General features: G+C 58.8%; 16 protein-coding genes. 7 read left to right on the forward strand and 9 right to left on the reverse strand.

Features of this window, described 5'->3' with window-relative positions:
- Window positions 1–346 precede the first annotated feature (346 nt).
- The 4 genes from H8274_RS08920 (at window position 347) to H8274_RS08935 (ending at window position 4,328) form a co-directional block, all read left to right on the forward strand.
- A complete protein-coding gene (locus H8274_RS08920; RefSeq protein ID WP_185934344.1) occupies window positions 347–1,414 on the forward strand; it encodes a TRAP transporter substrate-binding protein in 1,068 nt (355 codons plus the stop codon).
- Complete coding sequence (locus H8274_RS08925) at window positions 1,411–1,971, forward strand: TRAP transporter small permease (protein WP_065414781.1); 561 nt, start codon at window positions 1,411–1,413, stop codon at window positions 1,969–1,971. Before H8274_RS08920 ends, H8274_RS08925 begins: the two co-directional genes overlap by 4 nt.
- Window positions 1,972–1,975: 4 nt before the next feature.
- Window positions 1,976–3,289 (forward strand): TRAP transporter large permease, encoded by a 1,314-nt coding sequence (locus tag H8274_RS08930; protein WP_185934345.1) that lies wholly within the window; start codon window positions 1,976–1,978, stop codon window positions 3,287–3,289.
- 238 nt (window positions 3,290–3,527) lie between these two features.
- Window positions 3,528–4,328, forward strand: coding sequence for a class I SAM-dependent methyltransferase (locus tag H8274_RS08935; RefSeq protein ID WP_065419438.1), 801 nt, complete (start codon window positions 3,528–3,530; stop codon window positions 4,326–4,328).
- A gap of 216 nt (window positions 4,329–4,544) precedes the next feature.
- On the opposite strand, the gene H8274_RS08940 is transcribed toward H8274_RS08935, so the two are convergent.
- From H8274_RS08940 to H8274_RS08950, 4 genes are all read right to left on the reverse strand, one after another.
- Window positions 4,545–6,395 (reverse strand): ABC transporter ATP-binding protein, encoded by a 1,851-nt coding sequence (locus H8274_RS08940; RefSeq protein WP_049619797.1) that lies wholly within the window; start codon window positions 6,393–6,395, stop codon window positions 4,545–4,547.
- 2 nt (window positions 6,396–6,397) lie between these two features.
- Window positions 6,398–8,173: an ABC transporter ATP-binding protein gene (locus H8274_RS08945; protein ID WP_231583119.1), complete on the reverse strand. Its 1,776-nt coding sequence runs from the start codon at window positions 8,171–8,173 to the stop codon at window positions 6,398–6,400.
- A 228-nt stretch (window positions 8,174–8,401) separates the two neighbouring features.
- Window positions 8,402–8,572, reverse strand: coding sequence for a DUF4357 domain-containing protein (locus tag H8274_RS10060; protein WP_197077827.1), 171 nt, complete (start codon window positions 8,570–8,572; stop codon window positions 8,402–8,404).
- Window positions 8,572–9,327: a GIY-YIG nuclease family protein gene (locus H8274_RS08950; RefSeq protein ID WP_218122548.1), complete on the reverse strand. Its 756-nt coding sequence runs from the start codon at window positions 9,325–9,327 to the stop codon at window positions 8,572–8,574. Before H8274_RS08950 ends, H8274_RS10060 begins: the two co-directional genes overlap by 1 nt.
- Before the next feature lie 530 nt (window positions 9,328–9,857).
- On the opposite strand from H8274_RS08950, the gene H8274_RS08955 reads away from it, so the two are divergent.
- Entirely contained in the window at window positions 9,858–10,604 is a 747-nt protein-coding gene (locus tag H8274_RS08955; protein WP_185934346.1) for an SDR family NAD(P)-dependent oxidoreductase, read from the forward strand.
- 80 nt (window positions 10,605–10,684) lie between these two features.
- Here H8274_RS08955 and H8274_RS08960 read toward each other — a convergent pair whose 3' ends face one another.
- Window positions 10,685–11,593: a 1,4-dihydroxy-2-naphthoate polyprenyltransferase gene (locus H8274_RS08960; RefSeq protein WP_185934347.1), complete on the reverse strand. Its 909-nt coding sequence runs from the start codon at window positions 11,591–11,593 to the stop codon at window positions 10,685–10,687.
- A gap of 333 nt (window positions 11,594–11,926) precedes the next feature.
- On the opposite strand from H8274_RS08960, the gene hemH reads away from it, so the two are divergent.
- Window positions 11,927–13,129 carry a ferrochelatase gene (gene hemH / locus H8274_RS08965; protein WP_244924585.1) on the forward strand — a complete coding sequence of 401 codons (1,203 nt, stop codon included), beginning with the start codon at window positions 11,927–11,929 and terminating at the stop codon, window positions 13,127–13,129.
- Window positions 13,130–13,157: 28 nt separating this feature from the next.
- Here hemH and H8274_RS08970 read toward each other — a convergent pair whose 3' ends face one another.
- The 3 genes from H8274_RS08970 to H8274_RS08980 form a co-directional block, all read right to left on the reverse strand.
- The gene (locus H8274_RS08970; RefSeq protein WP_049619801.1) at window positions 13,158–13,850 is read right to left on the reverse strand and encodes a potassium channel family protein; all 693 of its coding nucleotides are present in this window, start codon (window positions 13,848–13,850) and stop codon (window positions 13,158–13,160) included.
- Entirely contained in the window at window positions 13,843–15,087 is a 1,245-nt protein-coding gene (locus H8274_RS08975; RefSeq protein WP_083330119.1) for a TrkH family potassium uptake protein, read from the reverse strand. Before H8274_RS08975 ends, H8274_RS08970 begins: the two co-directional genes overlap by 8 nt.
- 304 nt (window positions 15,088–15,391) lie before the next feature.
- Window positions 15,392–17,350, reverse strand: a complete 1,959-nt coding sequence (locus H8274_RS08980) for a heavy metal translocating P-type ATPase (RefSeq protein ID WP_221884792.1) — start codon at window positions 17,348–17,350, stop codon at window positions 15,392–15,394.
- A gap of 6 nt (window positions 17,351–17,356) precedes the next feature.
- Here H8274_RS08980 and H8274_RS09615 point away from each other — a divergent pair, with 6 nt between their 5' ends.
- The gene (locus tag H8274_RS09615; protein ID WP_218055932.1) at window positions 17,357–17,584 is read left to right on the forward strand and encodes a hypothetical protein; all 228 of its coding nucleotides are present in this window, start codon (window positions 17,357–17,359) and stop codon (window positions 17,582–17,584) included.
- A 333-nt stretch (window positions 17,585–17,917) separates the two neighbouring features.
- Here the strand turns inward: H8274_RS09615 and H8274_RS08985 are convergent, their stop codons facing one another.
- The gene (locus tag H8274_RS08985; RefSeq protein WP_185934349.1) at window positions 17,918–18,991 is read right to left on the reverse strand and encodes a 2,3-butanediol dehydrogenase; all 1,074 of its coding nucleotides are present in this window, start codon (window positions 18,989–18,991) and stop codon (window positions 17,918–17,920) included.
- Window positions 18,992–19,223: the final 232 nt, after the last annotated feature.

Here is a 19,223-nt window from a genome sequence, read left to right on the forward strand (position 1 = left end):
CCATCCAGCACGCACCACGCCACCACACACCACGCCACAAGTCCCGGAACATGCACCCAATCCGCATACGCACCGCACCGCCACGCCTCCCGCGCCGCACCCCGCGCCACACATCCCACACCAAGGACTTTCGCCCTAATTTCTGATCGTGGCACAGCGCACGCTGGCGGAAAATTTCAAAATAACCAATTTAGCTCGGTTTTGAATCACTTTTTCCGGGTAGAATCTCAATGTCTGGAGCGACTTTTTGGACCCGGCGACGTCGCCGGGTCCATTCTCTCCTTATACTCACGCCAATTAGATCCTTGCGGTTAGCTCCACCGCAGATCACCGAAATGGAGGACCAATGGTCAAACCTTGGCACTTCATTACTCTCCTGCTGGCCGTGGTTTCACTAACTCTTGGCGGTTGCGCCGGATTTGGTGGCATCAAGCTTAGCGAGGTGGGTAAAGATGGAACAGTTACATATCTGAAGATTGCGTTAAATCAGACCGAGTCGCATCCTTCCTACAAAGCCCTCGAACAGTTCGGCAAAGAACTGAAGGAGGAAACGGGCGGCCGTTACGAAGTCGAAATTTACGCAAACGAACAATTGGGCTCGCAACAGGAAGTTCTCCAGTACGTGAAGTCCGGCGCGATCGAAATGGCGATCGTTTCCGGTACTCAACTGGAAAATGTGAATACGGATTTCCGGGTGCTTAATATGCCCACCACCTTCACCTCAATCCCGCAACAGATCGCGGTTTTGCAAGATCAAAGCATCGTGGGAGATCTTTTCTCCTCCCTCGAAGAATCCGATAACATCACGGTTTTGGGTGGTTACACGCAAGGTGAGCGGCACATTTACACCACCAAAAAAGTGGTGAAGAAGCCGGAGGATCTCAACGGTTTGAAGATCCGCGTCCAGGAGTCCGACATGCATATTCGCATGATCCGCCTCATGGGTGGCACCGCTTCCCCGCTTTCTTACGGGGAGGTTTACTCCGCCTTGCAGGCCGGGGTGCTCGACGGCGCGGAGAACAACATCGTTTCCTATAACACCGCCCGCCACATGGAAGTGGCGCAGAACCTTTCTTACACGAACCACCTCATCGGCCTTGACTACATGATCATGCGTGCCGATCTGCTCAAGGCCATGCCGCAAGCAGACCGTGACACCTTCTACCGCGTGTGGTACGACTCGATGGACTTCCACACCAAGCTATGGGACGAATTCACGCAAGAATCTTATGAAGCCGCGATCGCCGCAGGTGCTACTTTCCACGAAGTCGATCAAGAAGCCTTCCAAAAGGCCCTCGCTCCCATCAAGGACGAGTTCCTCACCACCGATTACGAAAAGGAACTCTACGAAAAGATTCGCGCTAAGGCAGACGTAGCACCCAACGCCAAGGCCACGGAAGGAGGCGCCAAATGATAGCCGTAGCAAAAGCCGTAAATAAAATTCTAGAGGTTATTTGCGTATTCATTTTCGCCGTTTTGGTGTTGACGACGACGTGGCAGGTCTTCTCCCGCCTCGTCCTGCACTCCCCGGTCACCTGGTCGGAAGAACTCGCGAAGATTTCCTTCGTGTGGCTCTCCTTCCTCGGTGCGGCATATGTGTACGGGAAACGCGGCCACATGGCCGTGGAATATCTGGCCCGCAAACTGCCCGAAAAGGGGGAACGCGGAGTTGCGATCTTCACGCACGTGGTTGCTCTCATTTTCGCCGTCGTGGGCCTTATCTGGGGTGGCTGGAATGGGGCCATGAACGCGTGGACGCAAAACCTTACCGCCCTGCCCGTAAATATTGGCTCCGTGTACCTGGTGATGCCAATTGCCGGGGTGGCGATCGCGCTGTATGCGCTCTTCTACATCGTCGAAATTGCGGCTGGGAACGTAAGCCCATACCCGATAGCGGAAGCAGACCTAGCCGAAGAAGAAGGCCGCGAAGCGGCCGCCGCAGCCGCGAAATCCACCCAGGAAGGGGTGTAGCACCATGACTCCTACCGCTTTGGCAGGGCTCATCCTGCTCGTAGGTATTATCCTTCTTATCGCTCTATCGGTACCGATCGCTATTGCTATCGGGGTGCCCGTACTGCTCGCGGCGATGGCCGTAATGGCACCGGATGTGGCAGCAATGTCGATTGCCGGGCGCATGTTTACCGGCGTCAATTCCTTTACCTTGCTGGCGATTCCATTCTTCATTTTAGCTGGCGTGATAATGAACCAGGGTGGTATTGCCGCCCGCCTCATCGACGCCGCTAAGGTGCTGGTTGGGAAAATGCCGGCAGCCATGGCACAAACGAATATCGTGGCCAATGCGCTTTTCGGTTCGGTTTCCGGCGCGGCCGTAGCCGCCGCTTCCGCCATCGGAACGATCATGACGCCGCGCATGGTCAAGGACGGCTACAACCGCGCATTTTCCGCCGCGGTGAACGTGGCCTCCGCACCTTCCGGCATGCTCATCCCACCCTCGAACACGTTCATCGTGTATTCGCTGGTCTCCTCCACTTCTATTGCCGCCCTGTTCATGGCCGGCATTGGCCCCGGCCTGCTGTGGGTGGTGGCCTGCTTGGCAGTGGCGCTCATTATGTACCACCGTTCCGAAGGCAAGAACGTAAAGGTTCCGGAAGAACGCCCCTCCGCGAAGGTCGTGTTGATAACGCTGTGGCGGGCAGTGCCTTCACTCTTCATGATCGTGATCGTAATCGGCGGTATTATCGCCGGCTTCTTCACCGCCACCGAATCCTCGGCAATCGCCGTGGTGTACTGCTTGGTATTGGGCTTTGCTTACAAGCAAATCAAGATCAAGGACCTGCCGGGCATCTTGGTGAAAGCCACCGAAACCACCGCGGTAGTAATGCTACTCGTAGCGGTTTCTTCCGGCCTTTCCTGGGTGATGGCCTTCGCCGGAATTCCGCAGATGATTACCGGCTTCCTGCTGGGAATTACTGATTCGAAGATCGGCATTTTGATCATCATCATGCTGATCTTGCTGCTGGTTGGAACCTTCATGGATCCCACTCCGGCAATCCTCATCTTCGTTCCCATTTTCCTGCCCATCGTGACCGAACTTGGTGTAGACCCGGTGCACTTCGGCGCCATGGTGGTTATGAACCTTTCCGTGGGCGTGATTACGCCGCCGGTTGGAAACGTCCTCTTCGTGGGGGCGAAGGTGGCAGGCCTAAGAATCGAACCAGTTATAGCCAAACTCTGGCCATTCCTAGGGGCAATCATTGGAATGCTCTTCGTGGTGACCTTCGTGCCCGCGATATCGCTCTGGCTACCGGGAATATCAGGCTTGCTATAGCGGCCTGAGTTATCAGCCACGTGTGCGGCAAATTCGCCTAGCCCGTGCCGTGTGCTTTGCAGCACCGGCCACGCGCGCTAGCTACGTGAACCAACCACGTGTGGGCCAGACGTACCGCTTGCGTCACGTCTGGCCCACACGCACGTCTAGCGCCCGGCACTCCTCCTGCCCGCGCACACCACTGCCCAACATATGGTTAGCCTTGCCTCACCTCCAGGTTGGGCGTAACGTTCCGTTCATGCACGATAATTCACCCTTGCCACAATCCGACCGGCCTACAAGTACCGCAGCCGGGCATTGGGTGCTGGCACGAGCCGGGAAGCGCGTACTTCGCCCCGGCGGCCTCCAACTCACCAAACGGATGCTTACCGCGGCGGGTATTCCCGGCAGCCAGGTAGTGGAATTCGCGCCTGGTCTGGGCCGCACCGCCCAGCTCATAGTTGACAGCGGCGTAGCTTCCTACACCGGAGTGGATCTAGACCCGGCCGCCGTAAAACGCGTGGAAAGCATAGTTGCACCCCACGGCGGGGTGGTCGTTAACCGCAAGGCACAGGAAACCGGGCTGGCAGACGAAGTGGCAGACGTCGTCGTCGGGGAAGCAATGCTCACCATGCAAGGGGCGAAAACGAAGGCGGCGATTGCCGCGGAAGCTTTTCGGATTTTGCGACCCGGCGGGCGCTATGCGATTCACGAAATGGGGCTTACACCGGATGATATTGCGCCCACATTAGCGGACGAGCTACGTAAACGGCTCGCGCAAACAATCCGCGTCAACGCGCGGCCGCTCACACAAAGCGAGTGGCGGCAGGTTCTCACCGCGGCTGGTTTCGAGGTCGAATGGGTAGATACGGCGCCGATGGCTTTGCTTTCGGTGCGGCGCAATCTGGCGGATGAGGGCGTACGCGGAGTGGCTCGCATCGCGCGAAATGTGCTCCGCGATAAAGAATTGCGGGCGCGCGTGCTGCAAATGCGCGCTACCTTCAAGGAATACCAAGACCATATGTGCGGCATCGCGATTGTGGCACGCAAGCCGGCCTAATCAGCCCAGCAGCCCGGCAACCCGGCAGCCCTGCAACTAACCGGGAAGCTAGCCAGCCGGGCGCCGACCAGCCGGTTAGCTAACCGCAAAGCTCCCCGGAAAGTTAACCGGGAAGCGAGTTAGCGACGTCGTACCCGGTGCCTTCGCGACTACGCGCGTAACCGCGAAAGCCTCGCTCGCGCCATTTTGCCAAATCTGGGTAGCACCACCGCCGCCTTAGTTCGTGAGTTGCCAGCGCTTCGTTTCCAGGAGCGCTTCCACCATGTCGCGGAATTGGCCGGGCTGGGCGGCAAGTGCTGCCGGCGTACCGCGTTGCACGATCCGCGCTCCGGAACCCGCTGGCGCCCCAGTATCGCGCGCCCCGGAAACCGCTACCCCGGTATCCGCCGGTATCGAGCCCGCTGGCGCTTCCGCGCCTCCCAGCACCGCGCCTCCCGGTACCTCATTCTGCTTTCCAGTACCGAGCACAATTACCTGGTCGGCGTTGCGGATGGTGGAGAGCCGGTGGGCTACCACGATCACTGTGCGTCCGGCGGATAGTTCGGCCACTACCTCGGAGATCGCCGCTTCGTTTTCCCCGTCCAGGGCGGAAGTTATTTCGTCCAGGAGCAAGATCGGTGCGTCTTTGAGGAAAGCGCGGGCAATGGCCACGCGTTGGCGTTCCCCGCCAGAAAGGCTCTTCCCGGCCGGCCCCACCTTCGTATCCCAGCCATGCGGAAGCGCTTCGATTACGCGATCCAGGCGCGCCCGGCGGGCCGCGGTTTCCAGTTCCGCGTCCGTGGCGTCCGGGCGGGCCACTCGCAAATTCTCGCGAATCGTTTCGTCAAACAGGTACACGTCCTGGAACACCATGGCGATATGGTTCATGATTTCTAGCGAACCAATTTCTCGCACGTCTACCCCGCCGATCGTCACCGCTCCGGCATCCACATCCCAGAACCGCGCGGCCAGCCGCAATATCGTGGATTTCCCGCAACCTGAAGGCCCTACCACCGCGGTCACGCTCCCCTGCGGCGCCTGGAAAGAAATGCCATCCAGTATCTGGCGGTCTGCTTCATACGCGAAACGCACGTCCGTAAACTCGATGGTGGCGCCATCTGGGCGGCGTGCATGCCCGGCAGGTGGCTCCGGGAGCGGTTCCGCATCCATAATTTCCACCACGGCCCGCAATGCCACCAGCGCATTATTCGCTTCCGTCTGATTCAAAGAAGCCTGCGTGAGTGGCAAGAGCATGCGTGCCACTACGGCCATCAACACCAGGTAGGCCACGGCATCCAATTGGTAGTTGCTCACGAAGGCCCAGCCGGCCGCCAGCACGAGCGCGAAAGTTACGTTCACAATCAGGTTGAAGCCTTGGGCCGGTTTGCTTTTCACGCGAAGCCCCCGCATTACCGCCGCGGCGTCTTCCGCTAAAGCTTCCTGCACGGGTTGCCAATTCGCGCCCACGCCGGTGGCGCGTAGCACGGCTTGTAGGCGCGCGAACTCAATGAGCCGCCCGGCGGCTTTCTCCGCCGCGTTACTTTCCAACTCATTAGCCCGCGTGACGGACGCACCCATAACCCGCCACACCAATATCAGTGGAAAAATCGCCGCCCCCATAATTAGTGCCAGCCGCCAATCCACAAAGAAGGTAGCAAGCAGCATCACCAAGGGCGTCACAAAAGCGTTCAAAATATTCGGGATCACCAGCGAAGCCACATGCGAAAGTGTGTTCACGTGCGTCGACGTCGCATTCGCCACCGCTGCTTCCCGCTGCGGATTGAACCACCCCAGCGGCAGGCGCAACACGTGCTCCGCCACCCGGTCGATCATCGTGTCGCAAACTTCGTACACACTGATCCGATACGAGCGGAACATCGCGTACGTATCCACCAACACCGTCGCCACCCCGCACACCGTAATGATCAGCAACCAGTGCGGCGCTGCCGGCGAACCTGAAAACAGGGCCCGCAGGAACGGGATCATGAGCGCCAAAGTCACGCCCTGCAAAATCGCCGACGCCGTGAACCAGCTGATCGTTTTCCGTAGCTCAGCCGCGTTGACCAGGCGTTTTAAGAGTTTCCACATAGCTAAGCCTCCGTTACTTCCGTTGCCGCGCCGGCGAAGCTCTGCGCGCGCCACATGGCTGCATACGTGCCGCCGCGGGCAAGCAGTTCGCGGTGGGTTCCGATTTCCGCTACGCCCCCGTTTTCGAGGACGACGATCTGCTCGGCGTCCTGAATAGTTGCCAGCCGGTGCGCAATAATCAGCACGGTCTTGCCCCCGGCAAGCGTGCTCAAAGCCTGATGGATGGCCCGTTCGGATTGCGGGTCTGCCTGCGCGGTAGCTTCATCCAAAATCAGGATCGGGGCTTCTTGCAGGTAGGCACGGGCCAATGTGATCCGCTGTTTTTCCCCACCCGAAAGATGCCCGCCGGCATCTCCGAGCACGGTGTCATAACCGGCCGGCAGTTCCAAGATGCGCTCATGAATCCGGGCGGCTTTGGCCGCATTTTCGATCGCTTCGCGGCTTGCCTCCGGTGCTCCCAAGGCAATATTTGCCGCCACGGTTTCATTTGCCAATGCCACGTCTTGTAGCACGATCGCCACTTGGGATAACAGCCAGGAAGAATGCGCCTCTCGCACGTTCACGCCCGAAACGCGCACCGCACCGGCGTCGACGTCGTAAAACCTAGCCGCCAGCCTTGCCAAGGTACTTTTCCCGGAACCGGAAGGCCCCACCAGGGCAGTCACGGTTTTTGCCGGCACGCGGAAAGAAACATCTTTCACCACCGGGTTTTGCGGTTCGTATCCGAAGGTCACGTGCGCGAACTCGACTTCCCCGGGGGCGGGGCCAGGGCCGCTAGTTTTCTCCCCTTCCGGCATATCTGCTTCGCTCAAAAGCTGCGCGGTGCTATGCGCGGCGAGGTTTGAGGTATACAAATGTTGCATGAGGCTCACGAAGATGAGCAATCCGGAGGGGATCCCCGGGGCGATCAGGAAGAAGGGCAGGGTATCCGAAAGATTCATCCAGCCTTGCGTCACGAACCAGAAAGCGGTTATTGCTACCGTTACGAAAATTGTGGCGGGCCGCCAAATTGCGCCGAGCAAACTAATTGCCTTGCCGGACTGCGATGTCCATTCATAGGAAATAGCCGAAAAATTGCGCCGCGTGCTTTGCATTTTGGTGCGGGTAAGGTCGGTGGCTTGGAAATTTTTGATTTCCTTTATACCTTCGAGCATTTCCACGGTGGCGGCGGCAAGTTCGGTTTGCGCCACCCCAAAACGTTCCGTAATCCCCGCGTACCCGCGCATATGCCGGCCCATAACCAGCAGCGAAATGAGCAGCCAAATACCAATAAGTACCAGCATGAGCCGCCACTCTACTACCGCTAAATAAATCGTTCCTACCAAGAGGGTTACGACGGCGTTAGTGAGATCGCCCGGAATATGTGCTACCAAAGTGTGGATGGCACTGGTGTCGTCGCACACCATTTTCCGGATGTGGCCATGCGGGATTTGCGCTATTTTTCCGAGTGGCAGAGAGCGGATTTTTGCCACCACTTGGCCGCGCATTTTGTAGCGCAGTTTTACTTCTGCCACATGCGCGATACCAAGCCCGCCTAAGTACAGGAGCTGCCCTAATAGCAGGCATACAACAGCGATACTGATCCACACCCACGGGCGGGTAATACCGCCGAGCGGCGTGCCCTCGGCAAACCAAATGACCGCTAGTTGCTGTAGGGCCACGAACGGTACCAAGGTAAACACCGCGCTAGTGGCGGTGAATATGGCCGAAACGATCATGGCCGGGCGGGCCGGGCGGATCAACTGACTTACGGTAACCTCCATTGCGGTTTTCTCCATTCGGTCAGGCATAGCGGGCCACAACCCGCATCGTCATGGTAGTAAGGCTACCCTTACCCGCGCTTACCCGCTAGATCTGCCCACGACCCGCGACTCGTGACCCGGAGTCATAAGTCATGACCCATGACCCGTAATGAAGATATTTATCCCTGCGACTGTCCCAGTAATCATCCCGTTCTCGCATGCACGGCTGATTTCTGCACCACCGCTCAGACCCGAGATAACTATCTACCCGAAAGTGCTCCGTGTTTCATTTTCGGTAACAGACTCAATCTCGCTTTGTTCTAGTTCGCGCAACGTGATTCCCTCGCTGTTCTTCCAAGACGCCTTGCCCGATGTGGAGGCGCCGGTTAGGAAGTCTGAAGCAGCCGAAGGGGAACTAAATAAAGTATCGCACATTAACTCATAGCCGCTACCGATCCGATCTGCAAGTTTTTGCGGTTTTTCCGTGCCAAATCCGGAACAGAGCGGGCCATATCTTCTCGCAGTTTAGCGCCCGCGAGGACAACAAATCCCTCCGTTGTTTGGCGCCCTTGTCCGGACGCACCACGCGAGTTCAGATACAGCAATGGCTCCACACGCGGCCTTGCATCATTCTCTTTTTGAGTGGCAACTTTCGCGTCATCTACGACGTCGAACACCCTATACCCTAAAGAACCAATCAATATTTTTGCCGAAGAGATGAACTCGTTCAGTTCGGCTTCCTTTTCCTCAGTTACATTCCCAGGCGAAGGATCCTGGCTATTCACTACCCGCACGCGCCCAGCCCGCATAGCTTGCTGGTAAAACGCATTTTCTAGATAGGAAATCTCGGTTGGTCCAAGAGCATTATCGGAATCGGTAATCATAATCGCGTGAGTAAAGTAGTCCAAGTTCTCGTCATTTAGATGCTCCGTCACCCGTCCGAGTACGCCTTTACCATTTTTGCGTTCGCGAGCCTGCCCAACATAGAGCAACTCTTCTCCACTTTCGGCGTCCGCACCAAAAAGGAGGTAGACGCCGGTCTGTGCAAGTTCCTCACGGTCACGGGAACGCGCGATTTCTGTCCGCGGAATCAAAAAGACCTTGCCCACCCAGTTGTCCAAAGAACATTTAATCCGCCCGCTCGGAGAACCGTCCATAAGGAACAGTTTCGCGGTTCTCGGACTTGCCATTATCCACCTCAGCCTAAAACAATTGAACTTATGTGTAACACTCAAGGATACTCGGCACCCACGTTCGGCGGCACGGCAGGAAGTTTCCGCCTTCGAGTAATAGGTAAAATGTACAGACAATGGGCTGGAAGCAAGTCAGGAATGTCGTACGCGCAATCAGATGCGTAGTTTTCGCAGGTCTGATCCGGCTTTTTTCGCGAATCGTATTTGAGGTACTAATGGGACAAGTTCGCGGCTACCTCGGCGGCAAGCAGCTACCCCGCCATCAGAAAAAACGGCCCCGGTCATTTGGGCATTACCTTCGCCTGGCAAACGTTGGCAAGAGGCCTGACCGGGGATCTATCGCCCACCAGCATACCGGGAATTCTCATTTCATGCTTCTGCTTTGCTGTGGTCCCGGACGCGGTTATTGCGCTCACCCCTTCCGCAGCCGCCCGGCGCGCTCGTAGAATTAATCTCGCAATGTTGTATGCGAAAGCTCGCGCGAGCCCAGAGAAGTTTTCGCGCGGGCTTTAGAGCGGAGAAAACACATGTTACTTGCAGGCAAAGTTGCCATTATTACGGGTGCGGGTTCAGGTTTTGGCAAATCCACCGCATTGTTGTTCGCGCAGGAAGGTGCCAAGGTAGCCGCCGTCGATCTCGATTTGCAGGCCGCGCAGGAAGTGGCCACGCAAATCACGCAAGCGGGCGGGGAAGCGATCGCGCTGCAGGCCAATGTGGCCGAGGCGGAGCAGGTCCAAAACTTCGTGGAAGAAACCGCGCGCACCTTCGGGAGGATCGACATTCTCTTCAACAACGCCGGCACTTATGTAAACGGCGATGCCGAACAGACCGATCTCGAAGGCTGGCACACCTCGCTTGAAGTCAACCTTTCCTCGGTGTTCTACGGCGTCAAATATGCCATCCCCTACCTGAAGGAAACCCGCGGGAACATTATTGCCACCGCTTCGGCAGGCGACATTATTGGCTTCCCGGGAGCTGTTTCCTATGCGGCTTCCAAGGGTGGGGTTATTTCGCTTATCCGCGCCGTCGCTGTTGACTACGCGGCGGAGGGCGTGCGCGCGAACTGTGTTGCTCCCGGCACCGGCGAAACCGGCATGACCCACGACCTTTTGCAAGACAGCAACATAAAACAGGCCTTCCTCGCCCCGATCCCGATGCAACGGCTCGGCCAACCGGAAGACGTAGCCCAAGCCGCTCTCTTCCTCGCCTCCGATAAGGCGTCCTACATCACCGGCGCGGTGCTCCCCGTAGACGGCGGCTGGACAATGTCCTAGCGCCGCACGCGGCGGCAAAAGTATCGCTTGTACTAGTAACAGCGGGCGTACGACGCTGTTCACAGCGCCTTCGCCTGCGGTTACAGTAGCAGGTAGGCCACCGAATACGAGGCGAAGATAGCCAGGCCGAACAGGATTTCCGCCATGGCAGTGTTTTGCCGGGCGGGAACTAGCCCGGCTTCGTCAGCAGGCGGACGGCCAATACCGCATACGTCGCGCACGAGCCGCCAGCACAGCACCAGCGAAGGCACATAAAGAACAAAAAGCCAAGCAAACGGCCACAGGAACAGGCTCAAAACGATCGCACCAATAAAGGCCGCCACAATCATTAGTAGATAAAGAATGCGGGCGCGCCGGCCGCCCAGCCGCACAGCAATAGTGCGTTTGCCAGCCACTTTATCGGTGGGAATATCGCGAATGGAATCAACTACTAGCAAGGCACAAGCGAGCAACCCCATGCAGACCGCGGCGATCCACCCGCTGGCCGGCACACCTCCTACCTGCACGTAAATCGTTCCCGCCGCAGCAAGCAGACCGAAGAATACGAACACGGCCACCTCGCCCAAACCAATATAGCCGTACGGACGCGGCCCGCCCGCATAAAACCAGGCGGCAAGCAACGCCAAAACACCCGGAATTAGCAACCACCACTGGCCAGTCATAGAAACCAACCAAATTCCGAGCGCCGAACCGAGCGCATAGAAAGCTAAGGCCGCGGTGAGTACGGCCCGCGGGCTAGCCTTGCCGTTCATTATGAGACTTTCCGGGCCCACGCGTTCCGCGTCGGTGCCGCGGACGCCGTCCGAATAGTCATTCGAAAGATTTTCACCGATATGCAAAGTGAGCGCTACGGCCAGGCAGAGCAGCGCTTTTCCCCAGTGCACGCTACCTGCCCAAACCGCGATTCCGGTGCCTGCCACCACAGGCGCGGCACTAACGGGCAAAGTGGGAACGCGAATACCCACAATCCAATCCTTTAAAGTTGCCATAACCACCGATCATAGCCAGCACGGCACCACCCGGGGCAGTTTTGCTTTCTCGGACCATAATTAGGATTTTCTGGCACAACATGCGTAGTCTGCTGAAAGGCAGACGCCGTTGCGGGTACCTACCTGGTTGCGGGTACCTATCCGGTAGCCCGGTTTTGTTTGTAGCTGGCGGCGCTTTGCTAGCGGCGCTTTGCGGGCGACGCTTTGCGGGCGACGCTTTGCGGGAAGCTACTTTGGTGCGAACGGCACTTTAGTGTGAGCCGCTGGCTCATGCTAGCCCCGCGAACCTCAGAGATATATAGATACTCTGACACCAGCAGAAAAGGAAAACAAATGGCCACTGGCAACTCATCCACAGCCCCGGATTCGGCGAGCACGGAATCCACAAGCAAGGGTCTCGCGAGCGCAGAGTCTGCGGGCATGGACCTCCCGGGCACGGATTCCCCGAGTGCAGAACCGGCAAGCTCAGAACCGGCAAACTCAGAACCGGCAAGCGACGCATCCCCCGCGCCGCAAGATCTCCTCTGCCCGGATTTTGATCCGGCGCTTCCCACGGTTTTGATTGGGCATTTGGGGAGCCCTAAGGAGCCGACGGCCGCGGCGGTGCGGCCTTTCTTGCGCGAATTCCTTTCGGATCGCCGGGTAATTGAGATGCCACCGGCCGTGTGGCAACCGATTTTGCGCGGAATTGTGCTGCGCACGCGCCCGGCTAATTCGGCCGATCTATACCGCCAGATTTGGGACGCGGCCGGCCCGGGCACGGGATCGCCACTAATTTACTGGGCGGAAGCCCAGCGCGCTGCCCTGGCCGAAAAGTTTGCGGGCACGGCCAATATTGTTACCGCTTTCTGCTATACGGCCCCGCGTATTGGTGCCGTGCTCGAAGCCATCTACCAGGCTGGGGGCCGCCAAGTTTTCGTGCTGCCACCTTATCCACAGTATTCGGCGTCGAGCAGTGCGCCGGTAACGGATCGCGTTGCGCGCTGGATGCTTTCCGCCCGCGACCAAATGGAAATTCGCACCAACCGTTCCTTCCCCACCACGGAGCTGTATATTTCTGCGCTTGCCAACGCTATCGAAAGCCTGTGGGAAGAATGCGGGCGGCCTAATTTCGCGGCCGGGGAGCGCCTCCTCCTCAGCTTCCATTCCATTCCGGAAGAAATGCGCGAAGCGGGCGACCCTTACGTTTCCGAATGCCAAGCCACCGCCTCCGCACTCGCCACGTGCCTCGGCCTTGCCCCGCGGGACATGCTCGTCACCTACCAATCGGTTTTCGGGCCCGCGCAATGGGTGGGCCCGGCCACGATCGATACCGTCAAGGAACTCGGCGCGCGCGGAGTTTCCCGGCTCGACGTCGTCTGCCCTGGCTTCCTGACCGATTGCCTCGAAACCGTGCAGGAAATCAATATCCTCAACCGGCTGGCTTTCCAAGGCCTGGGCGGCGGCGATTTCTTCTATATCCCCTGGGCCAATAACTCTCCCGGCTGCGTAGAAATGCTCACCGCCCAAATCCGGCGCGGCATCGCCGGCTGGTAGGAGCAGGCGGTCTGGTAAAAGCCGGCGGTTATTGCACCGGGTTTTTGGGGAATTTGGCAACGGCCCCTTTGGCGAAGGTATCGAGCCGTTTAATGGGCCCGTAGGCTTGAATTTCGGTGCCTTCCGCTAAATTGGGTTGGCCGATAATGGGCTGCCAACCGGTTTCCGTAAGCTGGGAAATGATTTTCACGCCTTCGCGGCGCCACAACCGGTTCTCATCGATCGGGCGGGCGGCCAGGCGGGCCGGGATCGCGGTTTGGATGATCGCCATCCCGTCGGAAAGCTCCACGTAATCCAGGCTTGCCCCTAACAAGAGATGGGCGATGCGCCGGCCCATCGCCACTTCCGGGTAGACGATATGCGGGATACCTATTTGCCGCAAAATTCTGTCATGCGCGGTGCCGGAAGATTTTGCCCACAAGTTGGTGACGTTCATATCGCGCAAGAGTGAGCAGGTAAGGATCGAAGCTTCTACGTGTTCACCCCCGATTGCTACCACCACGCCGGTGAACTCATCTATACCTAGATCGCTAAGTGCCTGTATATCCGTGGAATCGGCACATACTACCTGGCTGAGGATGCCATTATTGTGCGCCACTTTTGCTTCGTTGGCGTCTACCCCTACCACGGTGGCCCCGCCGGCCATGAGTTCGCGGGCCAGGGCCGTCCCAAATCTACCGAGCCCCAAAATTGCGTAGGTGGGCTTTGCAAAACTAACCAATGATTGGCCTTTCTTTCGGAAGAGAAATCGATGATTCATTCGGGTGGGAGGCCAGTGCCGTAGCCACCGTGATCGGCCCCAACCGGCCAAAGATCATCAAACTAATAATGATTATTTGGGCCACGCCGGGCAAAAGCGAGGTGATGCCCGTACTTAACCCCACGGTGCCAAACGCGGAAGTGGCCTCGAATAAGACGGCGTCGAGCGGGAAATCTGTACACACCAATAAAGCGAAGCAGGCGGTTACTAGCACCGCACCGCTCAACGTAATCACGGTAATGGCTTCGCGGTAAACATCCGGGGCGAAGGATTTGCCGAAAATGTTTACTTGCCTAGAGGCGCGTACTTCTGCGGTTACCAGCGCTACCAATACGAGTGCCGTGGTGATTTTGATACCGCCCGCGGTGCCGGCCGGCCCGCCCCCGATGAACATGAATACGTCCATTGCCAAGAGCGTGGAATCGTGCATTTGCCCGATATCGATTGAACTGAAACCGGCGGTACGGGTTTGTACCGCTTGGAAAGCGCCGGCCAGGAATTTCGCGTGCAAGGGCAGGCCGCCCAAAGTATCCGGGTTGTTCCATTCGGCAGCCAAAATCAGCACGGTCGAAAATACAAGGAGAAAGCCGGTGCCGATCACTACCATGCGCACATGCAAGGACCATTTGTAGTAGTGCCACAGGTCGCGCCGCAATTGGAAGAGCACCGGGAAGCCCAGCCCGCCCAAAATAATTGCGCACATAATCGGCAAGCAGATTCCCCAGTCGGTTACGAACCGTTCCATATTGCCGGTAAATAGTGCGAAGCCGGCGTTATTAAAAGCGGAGACGGCGTGGAACACCCCGTACCAGGCGGCTTTGCCCAGCGAATACCCCAAGCTGAGGAAACGCAATAGCAAAGCGCAGGCTATAACCGCTTCGATTCCCAAACTGGTGAGGAAAACGCGGGTGAGTATCGGCCGGGCGCGGCCGATAGTGGAACGCCTTTCGGTGGCGATCACAATATCGGCGCTGAGCCGGGCCCGGCGGGTCACAAACAGCCCCAAGAAGGTAGCGAAGCTCATCACCCCGAAACCACCAATTTGGATGAGCGCGAGTATCACTACGTGGCCGGTGGTCGTCCAATAGGTAGCGGTATCGACCGCGGAAAGGCCCGTCACGCATAGCGCGGAGGTAGCCGTGAACAACGCCGGAAGGAGGGGAAGCCCGCCTGCGTGCGTCGTGGAAAAGGGCAGCATAAGTAAGCCTGTCCCTACAAACAAAGCGGCTAGGAAACCACCGAGGATCCACACCGCGGGATTGTTCCTGTGCCTATGTCTATATGGCATAACGGGACACAATACTCCTGCTCGGCGCCAGGTGTTAGTTTCGCAAAAGCGATCTTTCAGACATTTGGGTAGGGCCGGGCCCGGCGCTGGGCCTACCCCGCCTCAGAATCGCCGCTGGGCAGGTGCACCGCGTCCGGCCAGCGCCGCGCGCCAGGATCGCCGCCTGCCAGGACCGCCCTGCGCTGGGCCTACCCCGCGCCGGGACCGTCGTCCGCTACTCGATCCGCAAGTCCACGCGGCGCAAGAGTTGCGCATTGAGAGCCACGATGACCGTGGATCCGGCCATAAGCACGGCTCCCACCGACATTGGCATTATGAATCCAATCGGTGCGAGCACGCCCGCGGCCAAGGGCACGGCGAGCAGGTTATAGCCTGCCGCCCACCACAGATTCTGTTTCATCTTCCGCGTGGTGGCCTGCGATAGCGTGATCACCGAGTTCACGGCCCGCGGGTCGTCGGCGGCCAGAATAATATCGGCGGCCGCAATAGCTACGTCTGTACCGGCACCGATCGCGATTCCCACTTCGGCTTGGGCGAGGGCCGGGGCGTCGTTCACGCCGTCGCCCACCATCGCTATTCGCGCCCCGCGGCTTTGCATTTCTTTAATCCGGGCGGCCTTTTCTTCCGGCCGCACCCCGGCATAAAACTCGCTAATTCCCAAGCCCTCCGCTACCGCGCGGGCCACCGGTTCCGCATCGCCCGTCATCATCACCACGTTTATGCCCCGTTCTTGCAAACGGCGTACCGCGAGCGCGGATTCGGGGCGCACGGCGTCGTCCAGCCGCAAAGCGCCGGCCGGCCGGCCCTCCACGAGCACGTGAATAACGGTAGACCCGGCCTCATCCCACGCTTGCGTACCGGGCAAAGCCGCCACCTCGTTTTCGGCGAGTAGGCGCGCCCCACCTACCTGCACGCGCGCACCGTTCACGGTGGCGCTCACGCCGAGGCCGGGTACCGAACGGAAATCTTCCGCGGTAGGAAGTGCGGGAGTACCCGCCGCGCGGGCAGAAATTTCGGTGGCGGTGGTGACGATGGCGCGGGCGAGCGGGTGTTCGGACCGCTGTTCCACGGCGGCCGCGAGCTCCACTAGTGCGGTTTCGCTCAGGCCGCTTTCCGGGTTGGTAATAACCCCGGTGACCTCGGGTTTTCCAGTGGTCAGCGTGCCTGTTTTATCGAAGACCACGGTATTCATTTCCCGCATTTGTTCCAACGCCAAGCGGTCTTTAATCAAAATGCCAGATGCGGCCGCCTTACCGGTAGAAATCGAAACCACGAGCGGGATTGCCAGGCCGAGGGAATGCGGGCAGGCGATCACGAGCACGGTAATCACACGTTCGATCACGTTCTGCGGCGTGCCGATAACGGCCCACACGATCGCGGTAATAATTGCCGCACCCAGGGCAAACCAGAACAGCCAGCCGGCGGCCCGGTCGGCCAGTCTTTGTGCCGGGCTGGTCGAATTTTCGGCTTCTGCCACGAGTTTTTGGATGCCGGCCAGCGCCGTATCTTCCCCGGTGGCGGTTACTTCAATGGTGAGCCCGGAATCGGTGGCCACGGTTCCGGCCACCACTTTCTCACCTTCGCTGCGGGGCACGGGCCGCGATTCGCCCGTCATCATCGATTCGTCTACCGCCGCGCTACCTTCGCGTACGACGCCGTCCGCGGGAATGCGGCCACCGGGCCGCACGAGCACTTGGTCACCGGGCCGGAGCGCGGCCGGCGTCGTTATAACTATTTCCCCGTTGGCGGTGAGTTTTTCGGCTTCGTCTGGGAGGAGCGCGGCCAAGCTATCGAGCGCGGAAGAGGTTTGTGCCAGGGATTTCATTTCGATCCAATGCCCGGCCAACATGATGACGATGAGGAGTGCGAGCTCCCACCAATATTCGAGGCCGCGCGGGATGAGGCCGAGCGTGGCGGCCCATGAAGCCAGGAAGGCAACGCTGATTCCGAGCGAAACCAGGAGCATCATGCCCGGTTGGCGCGCCCGGATTTCACTCACTGCGCCTTCCAAGAACGGGCGGCCACCCCACACAAACATGACCGTGCCGAAGATCGCGGCCACCCAAATTCCCCAGCTCGGCACCGTATAGCCGAGCAGACTTGCAAACATGGGAGAAAAAGCGATCACCGGGATCGCCACTATGATCATCTTCCACAGCAAAGACCAATACATTTGGGCGTGGGCCTCATGCCCGCCACCACCCGCGCCGCAATGGCCACCGCCGTGCCCTCTGTGCTCGTGACCGGCATGTTCGTGGCCGGCATGTTCATGCCCGCCGTGCGCGCCGCGCCCGGCGGTTTCGTGGCAGGCGTGTTCGTGCGTGCCGTGTTCATGCCCGCCGGATTCGTGGCACGCGGGCGTGGAGCTATGTTCCGCGTGTGCGCAAGCGTGGTCTGCGTGGCGTGAAGCCCGTGTTTCTTTCTGGTGCATTGCCGAAGTCCTTGCCCTTTCCGCCGCTCTCTCTAACCTCCTGCGAGGATACCCCCAGGGGGTATGGCAGGCAAGGGTATGTATCGAGCACGGCGGATATAGAGCAAGGACGGATTTTCGGCGTCGTCACCAGTACTGGCGCTGGTACCCCCTCCGGTCCCGCGCCAGCTTTTTAGTTCACGGCCGCGCACTAGTTGCTCGCTTACGCGCTAGCTGCGCGTCAGTTGCGCACTAGCTGCGCTTTAGTTGCACGCTAACTGCGCTTTAGTTACACGCTAACTGCGCGTTAGTGCAAGCTTTGGCTTGCGCTTAGTTCATGGAAACGAGGATCTTTACTTCGCTCGGATCCTTGAGCTTGCTCAGGCCGTCTTCCACAATGCGGTCCGCGGTAATCTTCGAGGTGATCAGCGGCGCCACGTCGATCTCCCCATCCGCGATAAGCCGGATGGCCTCCGGGTGATCGTTCGCGTACCCAATGCAGGAACCGAGCGTGCGGTCCTGCATCGTGAGCGCGGCAGTAATATCGAGTTCATACGGGTGCATGTGTAGCGCGACCACTTCCAAGTGGCCAGCAGCGCCGAGAACCGCGAAAAGCTGGTTCATAACAGTGGTACCCCCAGCGGCGTCGAAAGCGTATTCGGCCATTGCCCCATCACTTTCCTGCCGCACAATTTCGGTGAGATCCTCCGTGGTTGGGTCCACTGCCACATCCGCAAAACCGGTGCTGAGAGCCATTTCCCGGCGTGCCTGCGCCGGTTCGGAAACGATCGTGTGCACGCCGTAGGCTTTGAGGACCGCCGCGGTGAGCAGACCGATCGGCCCCGCCCCGCCCACGACGGCGAGCTTGCCCGCACCTTCTTCCTTGCCGTGGATTCCCGCGTGGCGTACTGCGTGCACGGAAACGGCGAGAGGTTCAAGTAGCGCCGCTTGGTCTAAGGGTATATCCCCAACCTTGTGCACGAAACGCTGCTCTACCACAATCTGTTCTGCCAGGCCGCCACCCCGCCCGGAAATTCCGATGAACCCCATGTCTACGCACAGGTTGTAAGCACCTTTCTGGCAGGCCGGGCACTTGGCACAGACCATCAACGGCTCCACGCACACCGAATCTCCGGGCGCAAAACCTTCTACGTCATCCGCTACTTCTTCCACGACGCCGGAAAACTCGTGGCCGAAAATAACCGGCAACGTTTCTCCCGAAATCGGATGCGGTTCGGTAGCGGTCGGAGCTGGCGGGATTACGCCGTCGTAGTAAAGATGCACATCGGAACCGCAAATACCGTTATATGCCGGTGCGATCCGCACGGTTCCCGGGAGCAATTCAGGTGCTGGTACTTCTTCGAGCCGCACGTCTTCTTTTCCGTAATATCGGACGGCTTTCATATTCGTGACCTACTTTCAGCCGGCTCGTGCAGCCTGCACTGGCCGCCCGAGCGGCAATCGCTTAACTACGCTGTTCGCGACAGTTGCATCCAACTGTCGCTGTTATTTTACTTCACGAAAATTTGGCGCCCTGCTACTTACCTCCTACATACGGCCCTTTACCCGCGCAAATGCAAGCCTGTTTTGCAGGCAACCGCGGCCTTGTTTAGAACGCAACCGCGGCCCTATTTTG

The sequence above is a fragment of the Actinobaculum suis genome (genome assembly GCF_900618115.1).
Taxonomy (GTDB): domain Bacteria; phylum Actinomycetota; class Actinomycetes; order Actinomycetales; family Actinomycetaceae; genus Actinobaculum; species Actinobaculum suis.